The organism is Actinomyces oris (assembly GCF_001937445.1).
Lineage (GTDB): Bacteria > Actinomycetota > Actinomycetes > Actinomycetales > Actinomycetaceae > Actinomyces > Actinomyces acetigenes.
The window spans coordinates 21,057-36,024 of sequence record NZ_MSKS01000026.1 but is presented as its reverse complement, the minus strand read 5'-3'; the positions used below and the strand labels follow the sequence as shown (position 1 = coordinate 36,024).

14 protein-coding genes are annotated in these 14,968 nt (G+C 67.8%); 5 read left to right on the top strand and 9 right to left on the bottom strand.

Features of this window, described 5'->3' with window-relative positions; translation table 11 throughout:
• The first annotated feature begins 89 nt into the window (after positions 1 to 89).
• The gene (locus tag BKH20_RS08505; RefSeq protein ID WP_075390700.1) at positions 90 to 863 is read left to right on the top strand and encodes a DeoR/GlpR family DNA-binding transcription regulator; all 774 of its coding nucleotides are present in this window, start codon (positions 90 to 92) and stop codon (positions 861 to 863) included.
• Between the two features lie 70 nt (positions 864 to 933).
• Here the strand turns inward: BKH20_RS08505 and BKH20_RS08500 are convergent, their stop codons facing one another.
• Positions 934 to 1,374, bottom strand: coding sequence for a VOC family protein (locus BKH20_RS08500; RefSeq protein ID WP_075390699.1), 441 nt, complete (start codon positions 1,372 to 1,374; stop codon positions 934 to 936).
• A gap of 209 nt (positions 1,375 to 1,583) precedes the next feature.
• Between BKH20_RS08500 and BKH20_RS08495 the strand changes: the two genes are divergently transcribed.
• Positions 1,584 to 2,351, top strand: a complete 768-nt coding sequence (locus BKH20_RS08495; protein WP_075390698.1) for a DeoR/GlpR family DNA-binding transcription regulator — start codon at positions 1,584 to 1,586, stop codon at positions 2,349 to 2,351.
• 72 nt (positions 2,352 to 2,423) lie between these two features.
• On the opposite strand, the gene BKH20_RS08490 is transcribed toward BKH20_RS08495, so the two are convergent.
• The 3 genes from BKH20_RS08490 to BKH20_RS08480 all read right to left on the bottom strand — a co-directional run bounded on the left by BKH20_RS08490 (position 2,424) and on the right by BKH20_RS08480 (position 6,609).
• The gene (locus BKH20_RS08490) at positions 2,424 to 4,253 is read right to left on the bottom strand and encodes a subtype A tannase (protein WP_075390697.1); all 1,830 of its coding nucleotides are present in this window, start codon (positions 4,251 to 4,253) and stop codon (positions 2,424 to 2,426) included.
• Between the two features lie 230 nt (positions 4,254 to 4,483).
• The gene (gene fumC / locus BKH20_RS08485) at positions 4,484 to 5,920 is read right to left on the bottom strand and encodes a class II fumarate hydratase (RefSeq protein WP_075390696.1); all 1,437 of its coding nucleotides are present in this window, start codon (positions 5,918 to 5,920) and stop codon (positions 4,484 to 4,486) included.
• Between the two features lie 95 nt (positions 5,921 to 6,015).
• Complete coding sequence (locus BKH20_RS08480) at positions 6,016 to 6,609, bottom strand: TetR/AcrR family transcriptional regulator (protein ID WP_075390695.1); 594 nt, start codon at positions 6,607 to 6,609, stop codon at positions 6,016 to 6,018.
• Positions 6,610 to 6,693: 84 nt separating this feature from the next.
• Between BKH20_RS08480 and BKH20_RS08475 the strand changes: the two genes are divergently transcribed.
• The gene (locus tag BKH20_RS08475) at positions 6,694 to 7,074 is read left to right on the top strand and encodes a nuclear transport factor 2 family protein (protein ID WP_075390694.1); all 381 of its coding nucleotides are present in this window, start codon (positions 6,694 to 6,696) and stop codon (positions 7,072 to 7,074) included.
• A 39-nt stretch (positions 7,075 to 7,113) separates the two neighbouring features.
• Here the strand turns inward: BKH20_RS08475 and BKH20_RS08470 are convergent, their stop codons facing one another.
• Positions 7,114 to 7,998, bottom strand: a complete 885-nt coding sequence (locus BKH20_RS08470; RefSeq protein ID WP_075390693.1) for a purine-nucleoside phosphorylase — start codon at positions 7,996 to 7,998, stop codon at positions 7,114 to 7,116.
• Positions 7,995 to 9,443, bottom strand: coding sequence for a purine-cytosine permease family protein (locus BKH20_RS08465; protein ID WP_075390692.1), 1,449 nt, complete (start codon positions 9,441 to 9,443; stop codon positions 7,995 to 7,997). The genes BKH20_RS08470 and BKH20_RS08465 overlap by 4 nt, the downstream gene beginning before the upstream one ends.
• Positions 9,444 to 9,705: 262 nt before the next feature.
• Here BKH20_RS08465 and BKH20_RS08460 point away from each other — a divergent pair, with 262 nt between their 5' ends.
• Positions 9,706 to 9,894, top strand: coding sequence for a CsbD family protein (locus tag BKH20_RS08460; protein WP_075254120.1), 189 nt, complete (start codon positions 9,706 to 9,708; stop codon positions 9,892 to 9,894).
• A gap of 74 nt (positions 9,895 to 9,968) precedes the next feature.
• Here the strand turns inward: BKH20_RS08460 and BKH20_RS08455 are convergent, their stop codons facing one another.
• The 3 genes from BKH20_RS08455 to BKH20_RS08445 all read right to left on the bottom strand — a co-directional run bounded on the left by BKH20_RS08455 (position 9,969) and on the right by BKH20_RS08445 (position 12,714).
• On the bottom strand, positions 9,969 to 11,180 hold the full coding sequence (locus BKH20_RS08455) for an RCC1 domain-containing protein (protein WP_075390691.1): 1,212 nt from the start codon (positions 11,178 to 11,180) through the stop codon (positions 9,969 to 9,971).
• Between the two features lie 38 nt (positions 11,181 to 11,218).
• On the bottom strand, positions 11,219 to 11,869 hold the full coding sequence (locus BKH20_RS08450; RefSeq protein ID WP_075390690.1) for a peptidase: 651 nt from the start codon (positions 11,867 to 11,869) through the stop codon (positions 11,219 to 11,221).
• A 167-nt stretch (positions 11,870 to 12,036) separates the two neighbouring features.
• On the bottom strand, positions 12,037 to 12,714 hold the full coding sequence (locus BKH20_RS08445; RefSeq protein ID WP_075390689.1) for a ferritin-like fold-containing protein: 678 nt from the start codon (positions 12,712 to 12,714) through the stop codon (positions 12,037 to 12,039).
• 581 nt (positions 12,715 to 13,295) lie between these two features.
• Here BKH20_RS08445 and BKH20_RS08440 point away from each other — a divergent pair.
• Positions 13,296 to 14,951, top strand: a complete 1,656-nt coding sequence (locus tag BKH20_RS08440; protein ID WP_075390688.1) for a DEAD/DEAH box helicase — start codon at positions 13,296 to 13,298, stop codon at positions 14,949 to 14,951.
• The last annotated feature ends 17 nt before the right edge of the window (positions 14,952 to 14,968 follow it).

Genomic DNA, 14,968 nt, shown 5'->3' with positions numbered 1-14,968 from the left:
GAGTTCTGTGTCGATCTCTTTCGACACCCACTACTGTAGGAGACCATATGATCATTGAGAATCTTCATTTCGACGTAAAGTGATCATCCGTGAGTACCTTCTCCCCCACCAGCCGTCAGCGTCAGATCCTCAAGAGCCTGAGCACGTCGACGATCATGAGCGTGAACGCTCTGTCGAGACTCACCGACGTCTCCGGGGTGACGATCCGTCGCGACCTGGCAGAGCTCGCTCACGAAGGCCTGATTACCCGCGTTCATGGCGGCGCCCTGCGCGCGCCTCGACGCGGGGCCAGCCAACCGATCTCCCTGCGCCGCAGCGAGGACCTGGGGGCCAAGAGGGTGCTGGCCCGAGCCACAGCAGCACTCGTTGATGACGGGGAGAGCGTCATCATCGACAACGGAACTACCTGCGAGATGGTGGCTGAGAACCTCGTTGGGCGCGACATCCGGGTCCTGTGCCTGTCGCTGTCGGCGGCTGCGACACTGGCCTCCGCACCCGGCCCGGTCGTCACTGTCCCCGGGGGGATCGTCGAGACCGACACGCTGGCGATGCTGACGACGACCGCAGTCGACGCCGTGCGCCGTTTCCGTGCCGACGTGGCCGTCCTGGGCGCCTGCGCAGTCTCAGCGCAAAGCGGCCTGACCTGCACCGAAGATCATGACGCCGTCCTCAAGGCGGCCATCATCGGTTCATCATCCCGGTGTCTCATGCCGGCTCCGCCACGCAAGCTGACGCGTTCGTCCACCTACGGCTTCGGTGCGCTGAGCGACCTGGACACCCTGCTGACGACGACCAACATCGACCCGGAGACGCTGACTAGTCTGCAGGAGGCAGGCGTGTCCGTCGAGGTGCACGACGTGTAGCGACCGTACAGAGACGCGGCCACTCAGCTCTCCGGTGGGGATCACCGAGTGCTTTCGTGGTCTGTCCGCCTCAGAAGGCCGGGCGCAGGGCGACGTCGTCGGAGTAGTCCGAGGCAACGAGCTCGACACGGTTGCCCTCGGGGTCGAGCACGGTGGCCTCATAGTAGCCGTCGCCGGTCTCGCGAGGTCCGTCGACGACCGGCACGCCGGCCTCGGACATGTACGAGGCCAGACGGTCGACGTCATCGCGTCCCGGCAGGCCGAAGGAGACATGAGCCCACCCCAGCCCGGCGGTCTCGCGCCCCTCGGCCAGCTCCGGACGGGTCATGATCTCCAGGCGGGTTCCCCGCTCGTCCGCGGGCCTCTCGGCGAAGTGGAGGATGTGGGTGCGCAGGCCGGTCCTCGGGTTCTCATAGAGACCGTTGGCATGCCCGTCGAACCAGTGGGAGTAGAAGTCGCGGGCGTCATCGAGGTCGGCGACCCAGATGGCAACGTGGTCGAGGTGCGGCATGATCGTTCCTTTCCTGACGAGGCGAAATCACTGTCGACAACCAGAGTTGATCGTACGATCACTCTTCTAGACAGTGATTTTCTAGCATTGAATCAACGGATCTCCGGAATTCCGACCCGTTGACACTAACGGTAGAAGAGCATACGATCATTGTCATTGTTCGTTCTCCAGCAAAATGATCACCTCATCGCCGTTGATGCGGAGGAAGCATGCCCAACAGTCCCCACGAGAGGCGCCGTACTATCCTGCGCGCCCTCAGCCCCACGACGGTCCACAGCGTGCAGGCGCTGTCCCGGCTGACCGGGGTCTCAGTCATCACCATTCGCCGGGACCTGACCGAGTTGGCACGCGAGGGTCTGGTAACCCGGGTCCACGGCGGTGCCCTACGTGCACCGCGGCGTGGAGCTGCCCGCCCGGTCTCCATGCGTCGCGGTCAAGACGTGGAGATCAAGCGCCGTCTGGCACAGGCCACCGCCGACCTCATTGAGGACGGAGAAGCGGTCATCATCGACTCCGGGACTACCTGCGAGATGGTGGCCGAGCAGCTCGCCGGCCGCGATATCCGGGCCCTATGCCTGTCGCTGGGCGCCGGCGCGGCGCTGGCATCCGTGCCTGGGGCCGCGGTGACCATCGCGGGCGGACCGGTTGATCCGGAGTCCCTCTCCCTGTTCTCCGCTGAGGCGGTCGAGGCGGTGCACGCATTCCGCGCCGACGTCGCGGTCCTATCCACCTGCGCCGTATCCACCCGTGAGGGCCTGACCGCCATGGAGTCCGACGACGCAATGATCAAGCGCGCCATCATGGCCTCTTCCACCCGACGCGTTCTACCGACCGCACCGAGCAAGATTACCCAGACCAACACCTACCGGTTCGGACGCATCGAGGACCTCGACGCGCTGCTGACAACAAGCAAGATCGACCCCGAGGCCCTCGAGGAGCTGCGGGGCGCCGGGGTTGACGTCGTGCTGTGCGACTAACGGCGAACGACCAGGTCGGAGCGGCGCAGCTCAGCCCGGGATGCTCCAGGATATCCTCCGGAACCTCAGGGATCAGGAGGCCGCCTGCTTGGTCACCCAGGCGATGAAGTTCTCCTCGCCGGTGCCGGTCAGCTCGGCCATCGTGTGCCCCTGCCCCCAGATGGTGGCGAAGTCGACGTTGCCGGCTCCGGCCTGCTGGAGCGCCAGGGCGAGGTTCACCTCGACGGTGGAAGCCGTGTCGCCCTGGGTGATGCCGGTGCGGATGCGCCAGGCGGGGGCGATGGTGGAGCTGCCCCGCCCCTTGGAGTCCTGGGTGAGGTAGTACAGGGGGTCGTACATCGCCACGCGCGTGACCATGTCGGTACCGACCGAGTCCTTGGCGGCCAGGTCCTTCTCGTAGGCGGCGACGCCGTAGTCCTTGTTCCAGCCTGACAGGCTCGCGTACCTCGACTGCCCCTTGGAGATGACCTCGCGGCTCAGGGAGGAGAAGTGCTGCTTATTCTCCCCCGAGCCCATGACGAGGTTCTCGGTCTGGGCACGGTCAACGCCGTCGAAGGCCCCCACGTCCTTGGAGGCGTTCTTCTGAGAGGTGACGAAGCCCTGCAGGCCAGTGATCGTCGCAGTCTTCTTGGAGGCGTCATAGGTGACCCACTGCGAGGAGGAGTTGAGGAAGGCGATGTACTCCTCCACCGTCTTGTAGGTGGTGGACTCGCCACTGCCCTGACTGCCGCCTCCGGGAGTCCCGCCCTTGGGGGGCGTGCCGCCACCGTCACTGGGTGGGGTTCCCGACGGCGTCCCGCCGCCTCCGCCGGGCCCCATCCCCGCCATCTCGGTGGAGGAGGGCGTGTAGGGGAAGGTGGTGGCCGACAGGAAGTCGTTGAGGGACTTCTGGATGACCGCCACGAGGTGATCGTAGTAGGAGCCCGACAGGTAGGTGCCCTGGGAGGAGGACTCCAGGGTCAGGGGCTTGCCCTGAGAGTCGGTGAGCTTCAGCCCGTTGAGGTAGGCGGGGAAGGCGGCCGCGAGGTCCTGGGAGTAGGCCCGCGTCCAGGTGCCCTCGGCCCGGGTGTCGGAGGAGGCGAACTGGCCCATGTTCCACTCGTAGGCGGCGTTGGCGCTGTCCAGGCTGGTGATCGGGCACCAGCACATGGCTCCGGCGACGGCGTCGGACAGGGCCTTGCCGCTGGTGTCAGTGGTGGCGGCCCCCAGGACGGCCAGGTAGGGGGCGAACAGCTCGCTGTCCCCGGAGGCTCCGGCGACGGCACTCTGCGCCCCTCCCCCGCTGTGCCCGAAGACGTAGACCTTCGCGGCGTCGCCGGGCACGGCGGCGGAGTTGTAGCGCCGGTAGCGCACGGCGGCCTTGAGGTCGGCAACGCCCCAGGGCGCGTTGCCGGAGTAGGTCTGGGAGTTGGAGTCCTTGCCGCGCAGGCCTGCGTGGACGTAGATGAAACCGGCCTCCATGTAGGCCTTGATGGTGTCGTAGGAGTACTCGGTGGGCGGCTTCTGGGCGGAGTATCCCGGGGTGTTGACCGGGACGACGGTGGGGGCGGTGGCGGCGGTGAAGCTGCCGACGGCGCCCGAGGCGTTGACGGTGACCGTGTAGGTGCCGTTGCCGTTGTCCTTTCCGGTGAAGTAGGCACCGGGCACGTAGATACCCAGGGTCTCATAGTCCGAGGCCTGGGGCGTGGCCACGTAGCGCAGACCCAGCTGGTAGTAGACCTTGTGGTCGGCGTCGTAGCGCCAGGCGGCGCGGTCCAGGGCGAGCTTGGCGTCGGTGGGTGCCTGCGACGAGGCCGTGGAGGAGGCCTGGGCGGTGGCCCCTCCGGTGGAGCAGGCCCCCAGGCCCAGGAGTCCCGCGGTGGCGGGCAAGGCGGCAAGGATGGTGCGTCGTGGCAGGTTCATCGTGGTTCCCTCCGGCATGCTCAGTCGCGTGCCTCGCTCGGGTGTCTGCGTACGTGGCTAGCACATCACCTTAAGGCAAGGACGATCCCAGGACGCGGCTGTGCCGCTTCTGTGAGTCGGCATCCGCCTGGTGGCGAGCGCGCCAGGATGCAGGCTCGGCTCGCACGACGACGGCGCCGTCCTCGCGTGAAGGGCGGCGCCGTCGTCGGATTGAGGGGCAGTCCTGAGAATCAGTCCTCAGCGGCGCTGGGGTGAGTCATGTCCATGGGCACGACCCACTTGTCGAACTCCTCGGCGGTGACGAAGCCGAGCTCGAGGGCGGACTCGCGCAGGGACAGGCCCTTGTGGTGCGCGTTCTTGGCGATCTTGGAGGCCTTGTCGTAGCCGATGTGGCGGTTGAGGGCGGTGACCTGCATGAGGTTGGTCTCCAGGTTGGCCTTGATCCGTTCGGTGTTGGGCTCGATGCCGTAGGCGCAGTGAGTGTCGAAGGAGACGCAGGTGTCACCCAGGAGCTGGATGGACTCCAGGACGCACCAGGCCATGACCGGCTTGAAGACGTTGAGCTGGAAGTTGCCCTGGGATCCGGCGAAGCCGACGGTGGCGTCGTTGCCGAAGACCTTCGTGGCCACCATGGTCATGGCCTCGCACTGGGTGGGGTTGACCTTGCCGGGCATGATCGAGCTGCCGGGCTCGTTCTCCGGGATGATGAGCTCGCCGATGCCGTTGCGGGGGCCGGAGGCGTACCAGCGCACGTCGTTGGCGATCTTCATGAGGGCGTCGCCCAGGACCCGCAGGGCTCCGGAGACCTGAACCAGGGCGTCGTGGGCACCCAGGGCGGCGAAGAGGTTGCCCGCCTGGGTGAACTCGATACCGGTCTCCTCGGAGATCTTCTTGGCGCACAGGGCCCCGAACTTCGGGTGGGCGTTGAGACCGGTGCCGACGGCGGTCCCGCCAATGGCCAGCTCACGGGCGCGGGAGTCGGCGTAGCGGATGCCGTCGAGGGCGAAGTCGATCTGGGCGACCCAGCCGCTGATGACCTGCCCCAGGGTGATGGGGGTGGCGTCCTGCAGGTGGGTGCGGCCCACCATGACGACGTCGGCGTAGGCCTTGGCCTTGGCGTCCAGGGTGTCGCGCAGCTGCTGGACGCGCGGGTACATGGCGGCCAGCTCGTTGACGACGGCGATGTGCATGGCCGTGGGGAAGGTGTCGTTGGAGGACTGGCCGCGGTTGACGTGGTCGTTGGGGTGGACCGGGGTCTTGGAGCCGCGCTCGCCGCCGGCCAGCTCGATGGCGCGGTTGGAGATGACCTCGTTGGAGTTCATGTTGGACTGGGTGCCCGAGCCGGTCTGGAAGACCACGAGCGGGAACTCGGCGTCGAGGTCACCGGCGATGACCTCATCGCCGGCCTTGGCGATGAGCTCGGCGATGTCGGCAGGCAGCTCACCGAGCTCGGCGTTGGCCAGGGCGGCGGACTTCTTGAGAATCCCCAGGGCCTTGATCATGGGGCGGCCCCACACGAAGGTCTCGCGGCCGATGTCGAAGTTGTGCAGGCTCCGCTCGGTCTGGGCCCCCCAGTAACGGTTGGCGTCCACCTCGACGGTGCCCATGGAGTCGGATTCGGTGCGGGTCGTGACAGCCTGGTTGGGCGTCTTTGCATCAGTTGTCATAGATGCAAGGTTAGGCGCTCGTGCTCGCCGCCGTGCGGGGACGGGCGTCCCAGACACGTCTCAGATCGCTACCGGCCAACACCGCCGAAGGCGCGTCACACGGGTCGCAGCTGCTCCAGGGCCAGGTCCAGCAGATCCGCAAGATGGTCATTGCCGTCAATGGTCCGGGGCTCATGGAGATGACCGGTGATCTGCAGGGCGGCGAGCCCATGAAGCAGAACCCAGATGACGGTGGCGATCTCACGGGTGGGGCCGGGTCGTAGCTGCCCGGCCCCCTGAGCCTGGGCAACGAGCTCGCCGACGGCGGCCATGGCGTCGTCAGCGGCCTCCTCCAGCCCGGGGTCCGGCTCCGCAATCGGAGCGTCCCCGAAGACCAGCTGGTAGTGGTGGGGGCACTCGACTGCGTAGTCGATGTAGGCCCAGCAACCGGCGCGCAGCCGCTGTCGCGCCCCCCGGTGCCGCTCCGCACCGTGACGAATCCGCTCTGCGATCTGCCGCAGTGTCCGGCCCGCCAAGGCACGCATGAGCGCAGCCTTGTCCGCGTAGTGACGATAGGGCGCCGAGCGGGACACGCCGGCAGCCTCACCAACGGCACGCAGCGTCACCGCCTCGGGTCCCTTGTCCTCGAGCAGCGTTGCAGCGGCGTCGAGGATGGCGGCGCGCGTCGGACCTGGATCACGAGGGCTCATGACCCAAGCCTACTCACATGTTGACACAGTCAACTTTCCAGTTATGCTGACATTGTCAACTTAACCTGAGAAGAGGAACGACTCATGACCGACACCACCCGAACCGATGCCGACTTCGACGCGAGCTACCTGCGTACCTGGACTGAGCCCGACGCCGGTCAGCGCCTTGCGCTCATCGAGCAGATGTGGGCCCCGCACGGGTCGCTGCACATCTCCTCACCCGCCTTGACCGTTACAGGAACAGCCGACATCGCTGAGCACATCAACCGCGTCCACAACGACCGCATTGCAGGTCAGGGCCTGATCTTCAGCTATGACCAGCGCATGGAGTCCGGCGACGCACTTTTGCTGCGCTGGTCGATGACCGCCCCAAGCGGCGACATCGTCGGGCGCGGAGTCGACACCGTCTTCCGCGACGTCGACGGCAAGGTGACGCGCGCCTACATGTTCATGGGCGTGAACTGACCCGAGCGAGCCCCTGCGACTCGCCTCGACGTCGGCAGCTCAGGACATCGCCGCCAGCACCGCCTCGATGCCGGCGGCGATCGTCGTGCGCGCGCCGGCCGCGAGGCGGACGACCTCGTCGGGATCGGTGGGCGCCTGCGCGAAGGACAGGTCGGAGACGACGCTCATGCCGGCCACGCGCACCCCGAGCTGGTGCAGGGCGATGGCCTCCAGGACGGTGGACATGCCCACGCAGTCGGCACCGGCGGACTCCAGCATTCGCGTCTCCGCCATGGTCTGATACTCCGGCCCGCGCACAGCGGCATAGACGCCTGACCTCTCTGTGACACCGCGCAGGACGTCAGCGAGCTCGTCGTCCCACACGCTGCGAACGTCAGTGAAGACCGGGCCGTCGAAGGGTGAGGAGCCGGTGAGGTTGAGGTGGTCGGTGATCGTCATGACCTCGCCGATGTGCCAGCTGCGCAGGCACCCGCCGGCGTTGACCAGGACGGCCCCGCGTACGCCGGCAGCGGCCGCGATACGGGACAGGGCGACCACGGGTCCGGGCCCGTGCCCCTCGTAGAGGTGGGTCCGTCCGCGAGCCACGAGGACGCGCCGCTCTCCCCCATCCTCCTGGGCGCCCGCCTTCCGGCCACGAGCGACGGCATAGGAGTCGAGGCGATCCTCATGTCCCGGCGCGACCGGGACCATGACCTCGGGCAGGTCGGACAGGTGCAGGCTCGCCGCCGGCTCACCCCAGGAGACCAGGGCGTCGGCGGCGCCGGACCCCAGGACCACCAGCAGGTCGTGGCCAGGCGCGCCGGTACGACGGGCGATCTGATGGGCGCCCTCCACGGCCGGGCCCGGACCTTCTGCGCCGGCAGAGGCGCTCAGGGCCTCCAGACGCTCAGGCTCAAGGGAGAGGACAGCTGCATGGTCGTTCACGAACGCGCCTCCTGGCGGGCCACCCGGCCTCGGCCGAGGGCGAGGTGCCCGAGCACACCGATGAGCAGGGAGACCAGCACACCGAGGTTGGCTCCGGCCCAGGCCCCGTCGCGACCCCCGAGAGGCCCGAGCAGGTAGCCCTGCCAGGACAACCAGGAGGCGGCCGAGTTGACGACCAGCCCCCAGCCGACGACGGAACCGACAGCCACGAGGGTGATGGCCTCCCAGTTGACCGAGCCGTAGACGCCGTCGGGAGTGAAGAGGGCCTCCTCGTCGTAGTCGCGCCTGCGCAGAATGACCTCGGCGACCATGACTCCGGCCCAGGCGGCGATGACCACTCCCAGGGTGGTGAGGAACCCCTGGAAGGGGCCGAGGAAGTCATCGGCACCGAAGATGACGGCGATGGTGCCCACGGTCATGATGGTGGCGTCGATGGAGGTGGCCACGTGCCGGCGCACGGGCAGGCCGGTCGCCAGGAGCGACAGGCCCGATGAGTACAGGTCCATGATGATGCCGCCGGCCAGCCCGAGGATGGCGACGATCGCGAAGGGGATGAGGAACCACGTGGGCAGGATCGTGGTCAGAGCACCAATGGGGTCGGTGTTGATGGCCTGGCCGAGCTCGGCGTCGGAGCCCACCAGGAGGATGCCGAAGAAGACGAGCACCACGCAGGGCAGCGCCGATCCCAGCGTGGTCCAGCCGATGACGCCGGCTGTCGAGGCCTTGCGGGGCAGGTAGCGGGAGTAGTCGGCGGCGGCATTGACCCAACCGAGGCCGAAGCCGGTGGCCACCATGACCAGGGCTCCGATGAAGGCCGCGGGGCCGCCCGACGGCAGGGCCAGGAGCGTGCGGAAGCTGATCTGGGGAGCGACGAGGACGAGGTAGATGATGGTGAGGACACCGGTGGCCCAGGTGATCCAGGTCTGGACCCTCATGATCGCCTCGAAGCCGAGGATGCCGGCGCTGGCGGCCAGGCCGACGGTGAGCAGGAAGCCCAGGATCTGGGCACCGACCTGGTTGTGCCAGCCCAGAGCCTGGAACACCGTGGCCGAGGCCAGGGTGGCGGAAACGCACAGGACGGTCTCCCAGCCGACCGTGAGGATCCAGGACAGGGCCGCGGACAGGCGGTTGCCGTTGTAGCCGAAGGCAGCTCGGGACAGCGCCAGGGTGGGGGCGCTGCCTCGTTTGCCCAGGACGGCCACGACGCCGCACAGGAGGAAGGAGACGATGACACCGACGCTGCCGGCAACGACCGCCTGCCAGAAGGACAGTCCGAATCCGAGGACCCAGGCGCCCCAGGACAGTCCCAGCACGGAGATGTTGGCCGCGAACCAGGGCATGAAGAGATCGCTCGGTCGTCCCTTGCGATCGGACTCGGAGATGACGTCAAGACCGGCGTTCTCGACGCGGGTGGCGGCGGGAACGTCCGCGGGTGCACTGCTCATGGGCGATCGACCTCGGTGTCGGTATCAGGAGGCTCTCGAAGGAGAGATGCCTGAAGTCTACGGGCTTGGAGATGCGGCGAACGACGCCGGAGAGAGGAATCGAGCGACCGCACCCTCAAAGAAATAGGATATATCACACATTTGAAGTGATTTCTATAGAAAATCTCACTGGATATCGGGCTGTGTCTCAGATGCACACATGTATAGTCGAACCATCCCCCCGTCTCCACCTCGCGGAGACTCACTACGGAAAGGAGCTCTCATGAGCGACAACGGAACCTTCGACAGGATCGCCGGCAAGGCCAAGGAGGCCGCGGGCAAGGTCACTGGCAACAAGGACACCGAGACCGAGGGCAAGCTCCAGCAGGCCGAGGGCAAGATCAAGGAGGTCGCCGAGGACGCCAAGGACGCCATCAAGGGTGCGGTCAACCACCTCAAGGGCGACAAGTAAGCGTCGTCGCGACATACGTCGAGCGCCCAGCCTCCTTCAAGAGGCTGGGCGCTACTGCGTTGCCGAGACCGGCGTCAGCTACTCGCAGGGATCAGGGTCGGAGCCACGTTGACCACGCTCTGCGAGGGGTCGGCCTGCCCCCAGGAGTTGTTCCCCCAGGTCCAGGTCCCCTTGTCAACCGTGGCCCACGTGTCATAGCCGGAGGTGCCGATCTGGGTGGCCCCGTCGATCTTGTCCACCTGCACCAACCCTGACGGGGTGTCGGAGACAGTTCCGTTGACCTGCCCGTAGCGGTTGGAGCCGAAGCACCAGACTGTGCCCTTGGCGAGCGCACAGGTGTGCTCGTAACCGGAGACGAGCGCGGTGGGAGCGGCCGGCAGCTTGCCGACCTCCACGGCCTGGTTGACCAGCGCCTCATCAGTCTTCTTGCCGAGCTGGCCGACCTCATTGGCGCCCCAGGCATAGACCTTGCCCGAGTCATCCACGGCCACGGCGAAGCCCTTGCCCACGCTCAGCGCAGACACTTTGACCTTCTCCAGGCCGGGCACCGCCGTCGGCGAGACACGTGCGCCCTGAGTGTTGGCCTGGGCGTCAGCGCCCCAGCAGGAGACTCCGGTGCCACCGGAGGAGCAGACGAAGGAACCGCTGCCGGCGCGCAGGGTCGTAGGCTTGCTGGCAGCAGGGGCCGCCGCAGCGGAGGACGACGGAGCCGCCGCGTCCTTGCCGGGCCACAGCCAGTGCCCTCCCAGGGCACCCCCGACCAACCCGAGGGCGAGCACACTGACCGCTACGACCGGGAGGACCCAACCGCGACGTGGAGCACTACTCGGGTACTGGGAGACATCGCTCTGCGGCGCCTCCATCTCTGTCACCGCGGGCAACGGCTGAAGCCTGTAGCCCTGCGGCTGAGGCTGCGTCGGTGTCGCCATCTGCGGCTGGAGCGGCGCGACCGCAGCCGGCTGCTGAGCAGGCTGAGTCGGCTGAGCCGCTCCGTAGTCCACAGTGTCGCCACGAGCGCCGTCGCCCCTGAATACGCCGTCAAAGGCCGCTGGCTGTGTGGGCGCCCCGTACATGGGCGCGGACTCCTGAACGGGCACCTGCTGCTGAGCAGGCGGGTACCCGGCAGGCTGCTGAGGGGAATATCCGGCAGATGCTGCGATCTGTTCTAGCTGCGCACGCTGCTCGGGCGTCCAGGCGTGTCCGGCGGCAAGGGCCTCCTGAGCACGCTCAGGACTGCCGCCGATGAACCACAGCACCCTGTCCCCGTCGAGCATCCGGTCATCCATGGGCCAGACCTCTCCTCAACGTCAAGGACCGATGTGTGTCAGTAGGTCAGCCTACGGCGAGCCATGAGCATGGCGGCGCCTGTCGCACCGGTGCCCAGCACCATCCAAGCCGCGGTCGTTCCCGCCCCGGTCTGGGCGAGGGTGGAGCGACCTGCGGTGGCGGTGCCCTGCTGGCCAGAGGCAGCCTGCTCGCGGGGCGCAGCGGCCTGCTCACCGGGAGCCTCCGCGGCGCCCTGGGGGGCGCTCTCCTCGGCAGCCGCAGGGGCGCCACCCTCAGAGGACTGCTCGGGGGCCGGGGCCTGCTGCTCGGGAGCGGCCTGAGAACCGGCAGGATCACCCTGCTGCTGGTCTCCCTGGTTCGGCTGGGGCTGCTCAGCCGGAGCCTCCGGCTTGTTCTCCTGCTGCTGCGCCGCGGTGTTGTTGGCAGCCGGAGCCTGGGGTGCCGCCTTACCCGCGTCCTCGGCGGGGGCCGGAGCAGGCTCCGGGGCGGGGGCAGGCTTGTCGCCATCGGGCTTGGGGGCGGCCGGGGAGGGGGTGTCGGGCTGGGGAGCGTCGGCCTTCGCGCCACCGGCCTGCGGCGCCACCTGCTCGGCGGCGGGAGCGGGGTCCGTCTCGGCAGCAGCCGCGCCGACCGGGACGACGGACAGGGCCACGGCCGCGGACGCGGCCATCCATACGCTTCGCTTCATGGGAACTCCTTCAGGATGTGAAAGCGACAACTCTCACATCGGGTGATGAGGATGTGGATGCGGACACCTTACCCAACGCAGCCCGGGTCCTGTCACGCCACCGACACGGGCACTACTCCACTGTTGGGCACTTCACATCTCCGCCGCGCGGGGGTGGTGGAAGACGATCAGACCCTCAGGCCCAGCCCTCTCATGCGCGAGACCGCCCCCTGGCTCAGCACTGAGTGGAGCTGCTCCTGCGCCATCTGTCCGAGGAGCTCGGGGAACTGCCCCAGGAGCCTCTGGAAGGTTCCGATCTCCTCACCGATGACGCGCCGCCCCCACAGCCCCAGCCGGGCGGCCAGCTGCGGGTCGGCCGCGATGACCTCCTCCAGCTCGGCGATGGCGTAGGTGCTGATCGGGTCCTGGCTGAGCTCGTGGACGAGCCCCCTGCGCAAGGGCTCCTCCAACGACTCGCTCAGCGCCATCCCGAAGTCGATGAGCAGCCCGAAGGTGATGTAGGTCTTGAGCAGGCGCTCGGCCCAGTCCAGTGGCCGCAGCCGCTCGTCGAAGTCGCCCAGGACGTCGGTGAATCGCTCGGCCGCCCCCAGGGCGTCGATGCCGTGGGTCGCGGCCAGCTCCACCACCCGATCGAAGGAGGCGACCTCCCAGGCGCTCATACGCAGCAGGTCGACCCGGGCCGTCATCCGCGGAGCCCGGTCGGCATCCTTTGCGTAGCGGGTGCAGGCGGCCGTCCGGGAGATCGCGACGACGCCGACGACGGACAGCTCGTGTGGACCGACCTGTATCGGAGTGGAGGCGCTGGGCTGAGGTGACGGAGTCGGCATCTGGGACATGGCCACCATCGTAGTCAGCCCTCCCTCACCGAGCAGCCTTGCCGTCGCGCCCGCATCAGCCGCCACTACAGCCGCCACTGCAGCCGCCACTAGGAGAAGACATGACTTTCAATTGTGAGTCGATGAATCATCGAAGGTGAGGCAGGTATTACCCGAATGAGACTCCTTAACATACTCAGACATCTTTCAATCTTGACCACAAGCCCCCTGACGACGCCCCTCGTCATCTATTTTTTCAATGAACTGCCAGAAAGGCTTTACTTGAGGATCACACCAGACAGGCACAGTAGCAGATTCGCCCCGCACTGATTCACCACATGCACCCCCTCCGCCTCCGCCTGATCTCCCCCACACCCGTCGTGACATCACCCACACTCAAGCCGTCAAAGTGACGCCCAACGCCGCGAATATGCTGGAAAGCCGCTACGCTGACGGCGTCCACGGTTGCCCGGTCGTCAGATGGACTCAGATATGACTCGCGATCGGCTGCCACATCCGACGGCGCTAACGCCCACGCAGCGCACCCCGCTGTGCGCGCGAGCAACAGCCGCGCCGGACCGGTTCAACCTGATCAGAAGACAAGGAACCTCGTGAGCAACGAGCAGCACGGGGCCGACGCCGTCGAGCCCAACCACAACTCCACAGACGACCAGACCACCATCGAGGATGCCGACGCCACTGCCGCCACGTCCGGGATCATCGAGACGGCCGGCGCCCACGCCCCCGTCCTGGACGAAGCCACTCCCGACATCACCGACGAGGGTGCCCAGACCGACCTGAGCCGCAAGACCTTCGCCGACTTCGGTGTCGAGCCGGAGATCTGCGAGGCCCTGGACGCCAAGGGCATCACCCACCCCTTCCCCATCCAGGCCCTCACCCTGCCGGTGGCCCTGGAGGGGCAGGACATCATCGGTCAGGCCAAGACCGGCACCGGCAAGACCCTGGGCTTCGGCATCCCCCTGCTCATGGACACTCTGGGCCCCGGGGAGGAGGGCTGGGACGAGGATCCCGCCTCCGGCAGCCCCCAGGCCCTGGTTATCCTGCCCACCCGTGAGCTGGCCAAGCAGGTCGCCGAGGAGCTGTCCACGGCTGCCGCCAAACGCACCGTGCGCATCGTCCAGGTCTACGGCGGGCGCGCCTACGAGCCCCAGATCGAGGACCTCGAGCGCGGGGCCGAGGTCGTCGTGGGGACGCCCGGCCGCCTCATCGACCTCATGGAGCGCGGCGTGCTGGACCTGGCTCACGTGACCACCGTCGTCCTGGACGAGGCCGACGAGATGCTGGACCTGGGCTTCCTGCCCGACGTGGAGAAGATCCTGGCCCGCACCCGCGCCGACCGGCACACGATGCTCTTCAGCGCCACCATGCCCGGGGCCGTGGTCGCCCTGGCGCGCCGCTACATGACCCGCCCCACACACATCCGCGCCCAGGACCCAGGTGACGAGGGCATGACCGTCCAGACGGTCCAGCAGGTCGTCTACCGAACTCACTCGATGAACAAGGTGGAGGTCGTCTCCCGGATCCTCCAGGCCGAGGGACGCGGGCGCACCATCATCTTCGCGCGCACCAAGCGCACGGCGGCCCGGGTGGCCGATGACCTGCGCGCCCGCGGCTTCGCCACCGCGGCCCTGCACGGCGACCTCGGCCAGGGGGCCCGCGAGCAGGCCCTGCGCGCCTTCCGCCACAACAAGGTGGACGTCCTGGTGGCCACCGACGTGGCCGCCCGCGGCATCGACGTCGACGACGTCACCCACGTCATCAACTACCAGTGCCCCGAGGACGAGAAGATCTACGTCCACCGCATCGGGCGCACCGGCCGCGCCGGCAACTCCGGCACGGCGGTCACCTTCGTGGACTGGGACGACGTGCCGCGCTGGCGAATCATCGCCAAGGCCCTGGGCCTGCCCATCGAGGAGCCGGTGGAGACCTACCACACCAGTAAGCACCTGTTCTCCGACCTGTCGATCCCGGAGAAGGTCACCGGCCGCCTGCCCCGCCACAAGCGCATCCTGGAGGGGCTGGACGCTGAGGAGATCGAGGACCTGGGTGAGACCGGCAGGCGCGGACGCAAGCAGTCCGGTCGGAAGGGCGGGCGCTCGGAGCGCGGCCGGGGCCGCGGCGGCAGGGACGCCAAGCGCGGCGAGCGTTCCCGGCGCTCCGCCGACGGCGAGGCCAAGCCCCGGCGCAAGCGCACCCGTAAGCGCACTCGCGGCGGCCGTCCCATTGACAGGACCGTCGGCGAGTAGGGCGGCATAGAAACGGC

What these genes read in the sequence shown, in the direction of transcription:
- BKH20_RS08500 (WP_075390699.1), bottom strand. Translation starts at nt 1,374, where the DNA reads ATGCCGCACCTCGACCACGTTGCCATCTGGGTCGCCGACCTCGATGAC.
- BKH20_RS08495 (WP_075390698.1), top strand. Translation starts at nt 1,584, where the DNA reads ATGCCCAACAGTCCCCACGAGAGGCGCCGTACTATCCTGCGCGCCCTC.
- BKH20_RS08490 (WP_075390697.1), bottom strand. Translation starts at nt 4,253, where the DNA reads ATGAACCTGCCACGACGCACCATCCTTGCCGCCTTGCCCGCCACCGCG.
- fumC (WP_075390696.1), bottom strand. Translation starts at nt 5,920, where the DNA reads ATGACAACTGATGCAAAGACGCCCAACCAGGCTGTCACGACCCGCACC.
- BKH20_RS08480 (WP_075390695.1), bottom strand. Translation starts at nt 6,609, where the DNA reads ATGAGCCCTCGTGATCCAGGTCCGACGCGCGCCGCCATCCTCGACGCC.
- BKH20_RS08475 (WP_075390694.1), top strand. Translation starts at nt 6,694, where the DNA reads ATGACCGACACCACCCGAACCGATGCCGACTTCGACGCGAGCTACCTG.
- BKH20_RS08465 (WP_075390692.1), bottom strand. Translation starts at nt 9,443, where the DNA reads ATGAGCAGTGCACCCGCGGACGTTCCCGCCGCCACCCGCGTCGAGAAC.
- BKH20_RS08460 (WP_075254120.1), top strand. Translation starts at nt 9,706, where the DNA reads ATGAGCGACAACGGAACCTTCGACAGGATCGCCGGCAAGGCCAAGGAG.
- BKH20_RS08455 (WP_075390691.1), bottom strand. Translation starts at nt 11,180, where the DNA reads ATGGATGACCGGATGCTCGACGGGGACAGGGTGCTGTGGTTCATCGGC.
- BKH20_RS08450 (WP_075390690.1), bottom strand. Translation starts at nt 11,869, where the DNA reads ATGAAGCGAAGCGTATGGATGGCCGCGTCCGCGGCCGTGGCCCTGTCC.
- BKH20_RS08445 (WP_075390689.1), bottom strand. Translation starts at nt 12,714, where the DNA reads ATGGTGGCCATGTCCCAGATGCCGACTCCGTCACCTCAGCCCAGCGCC.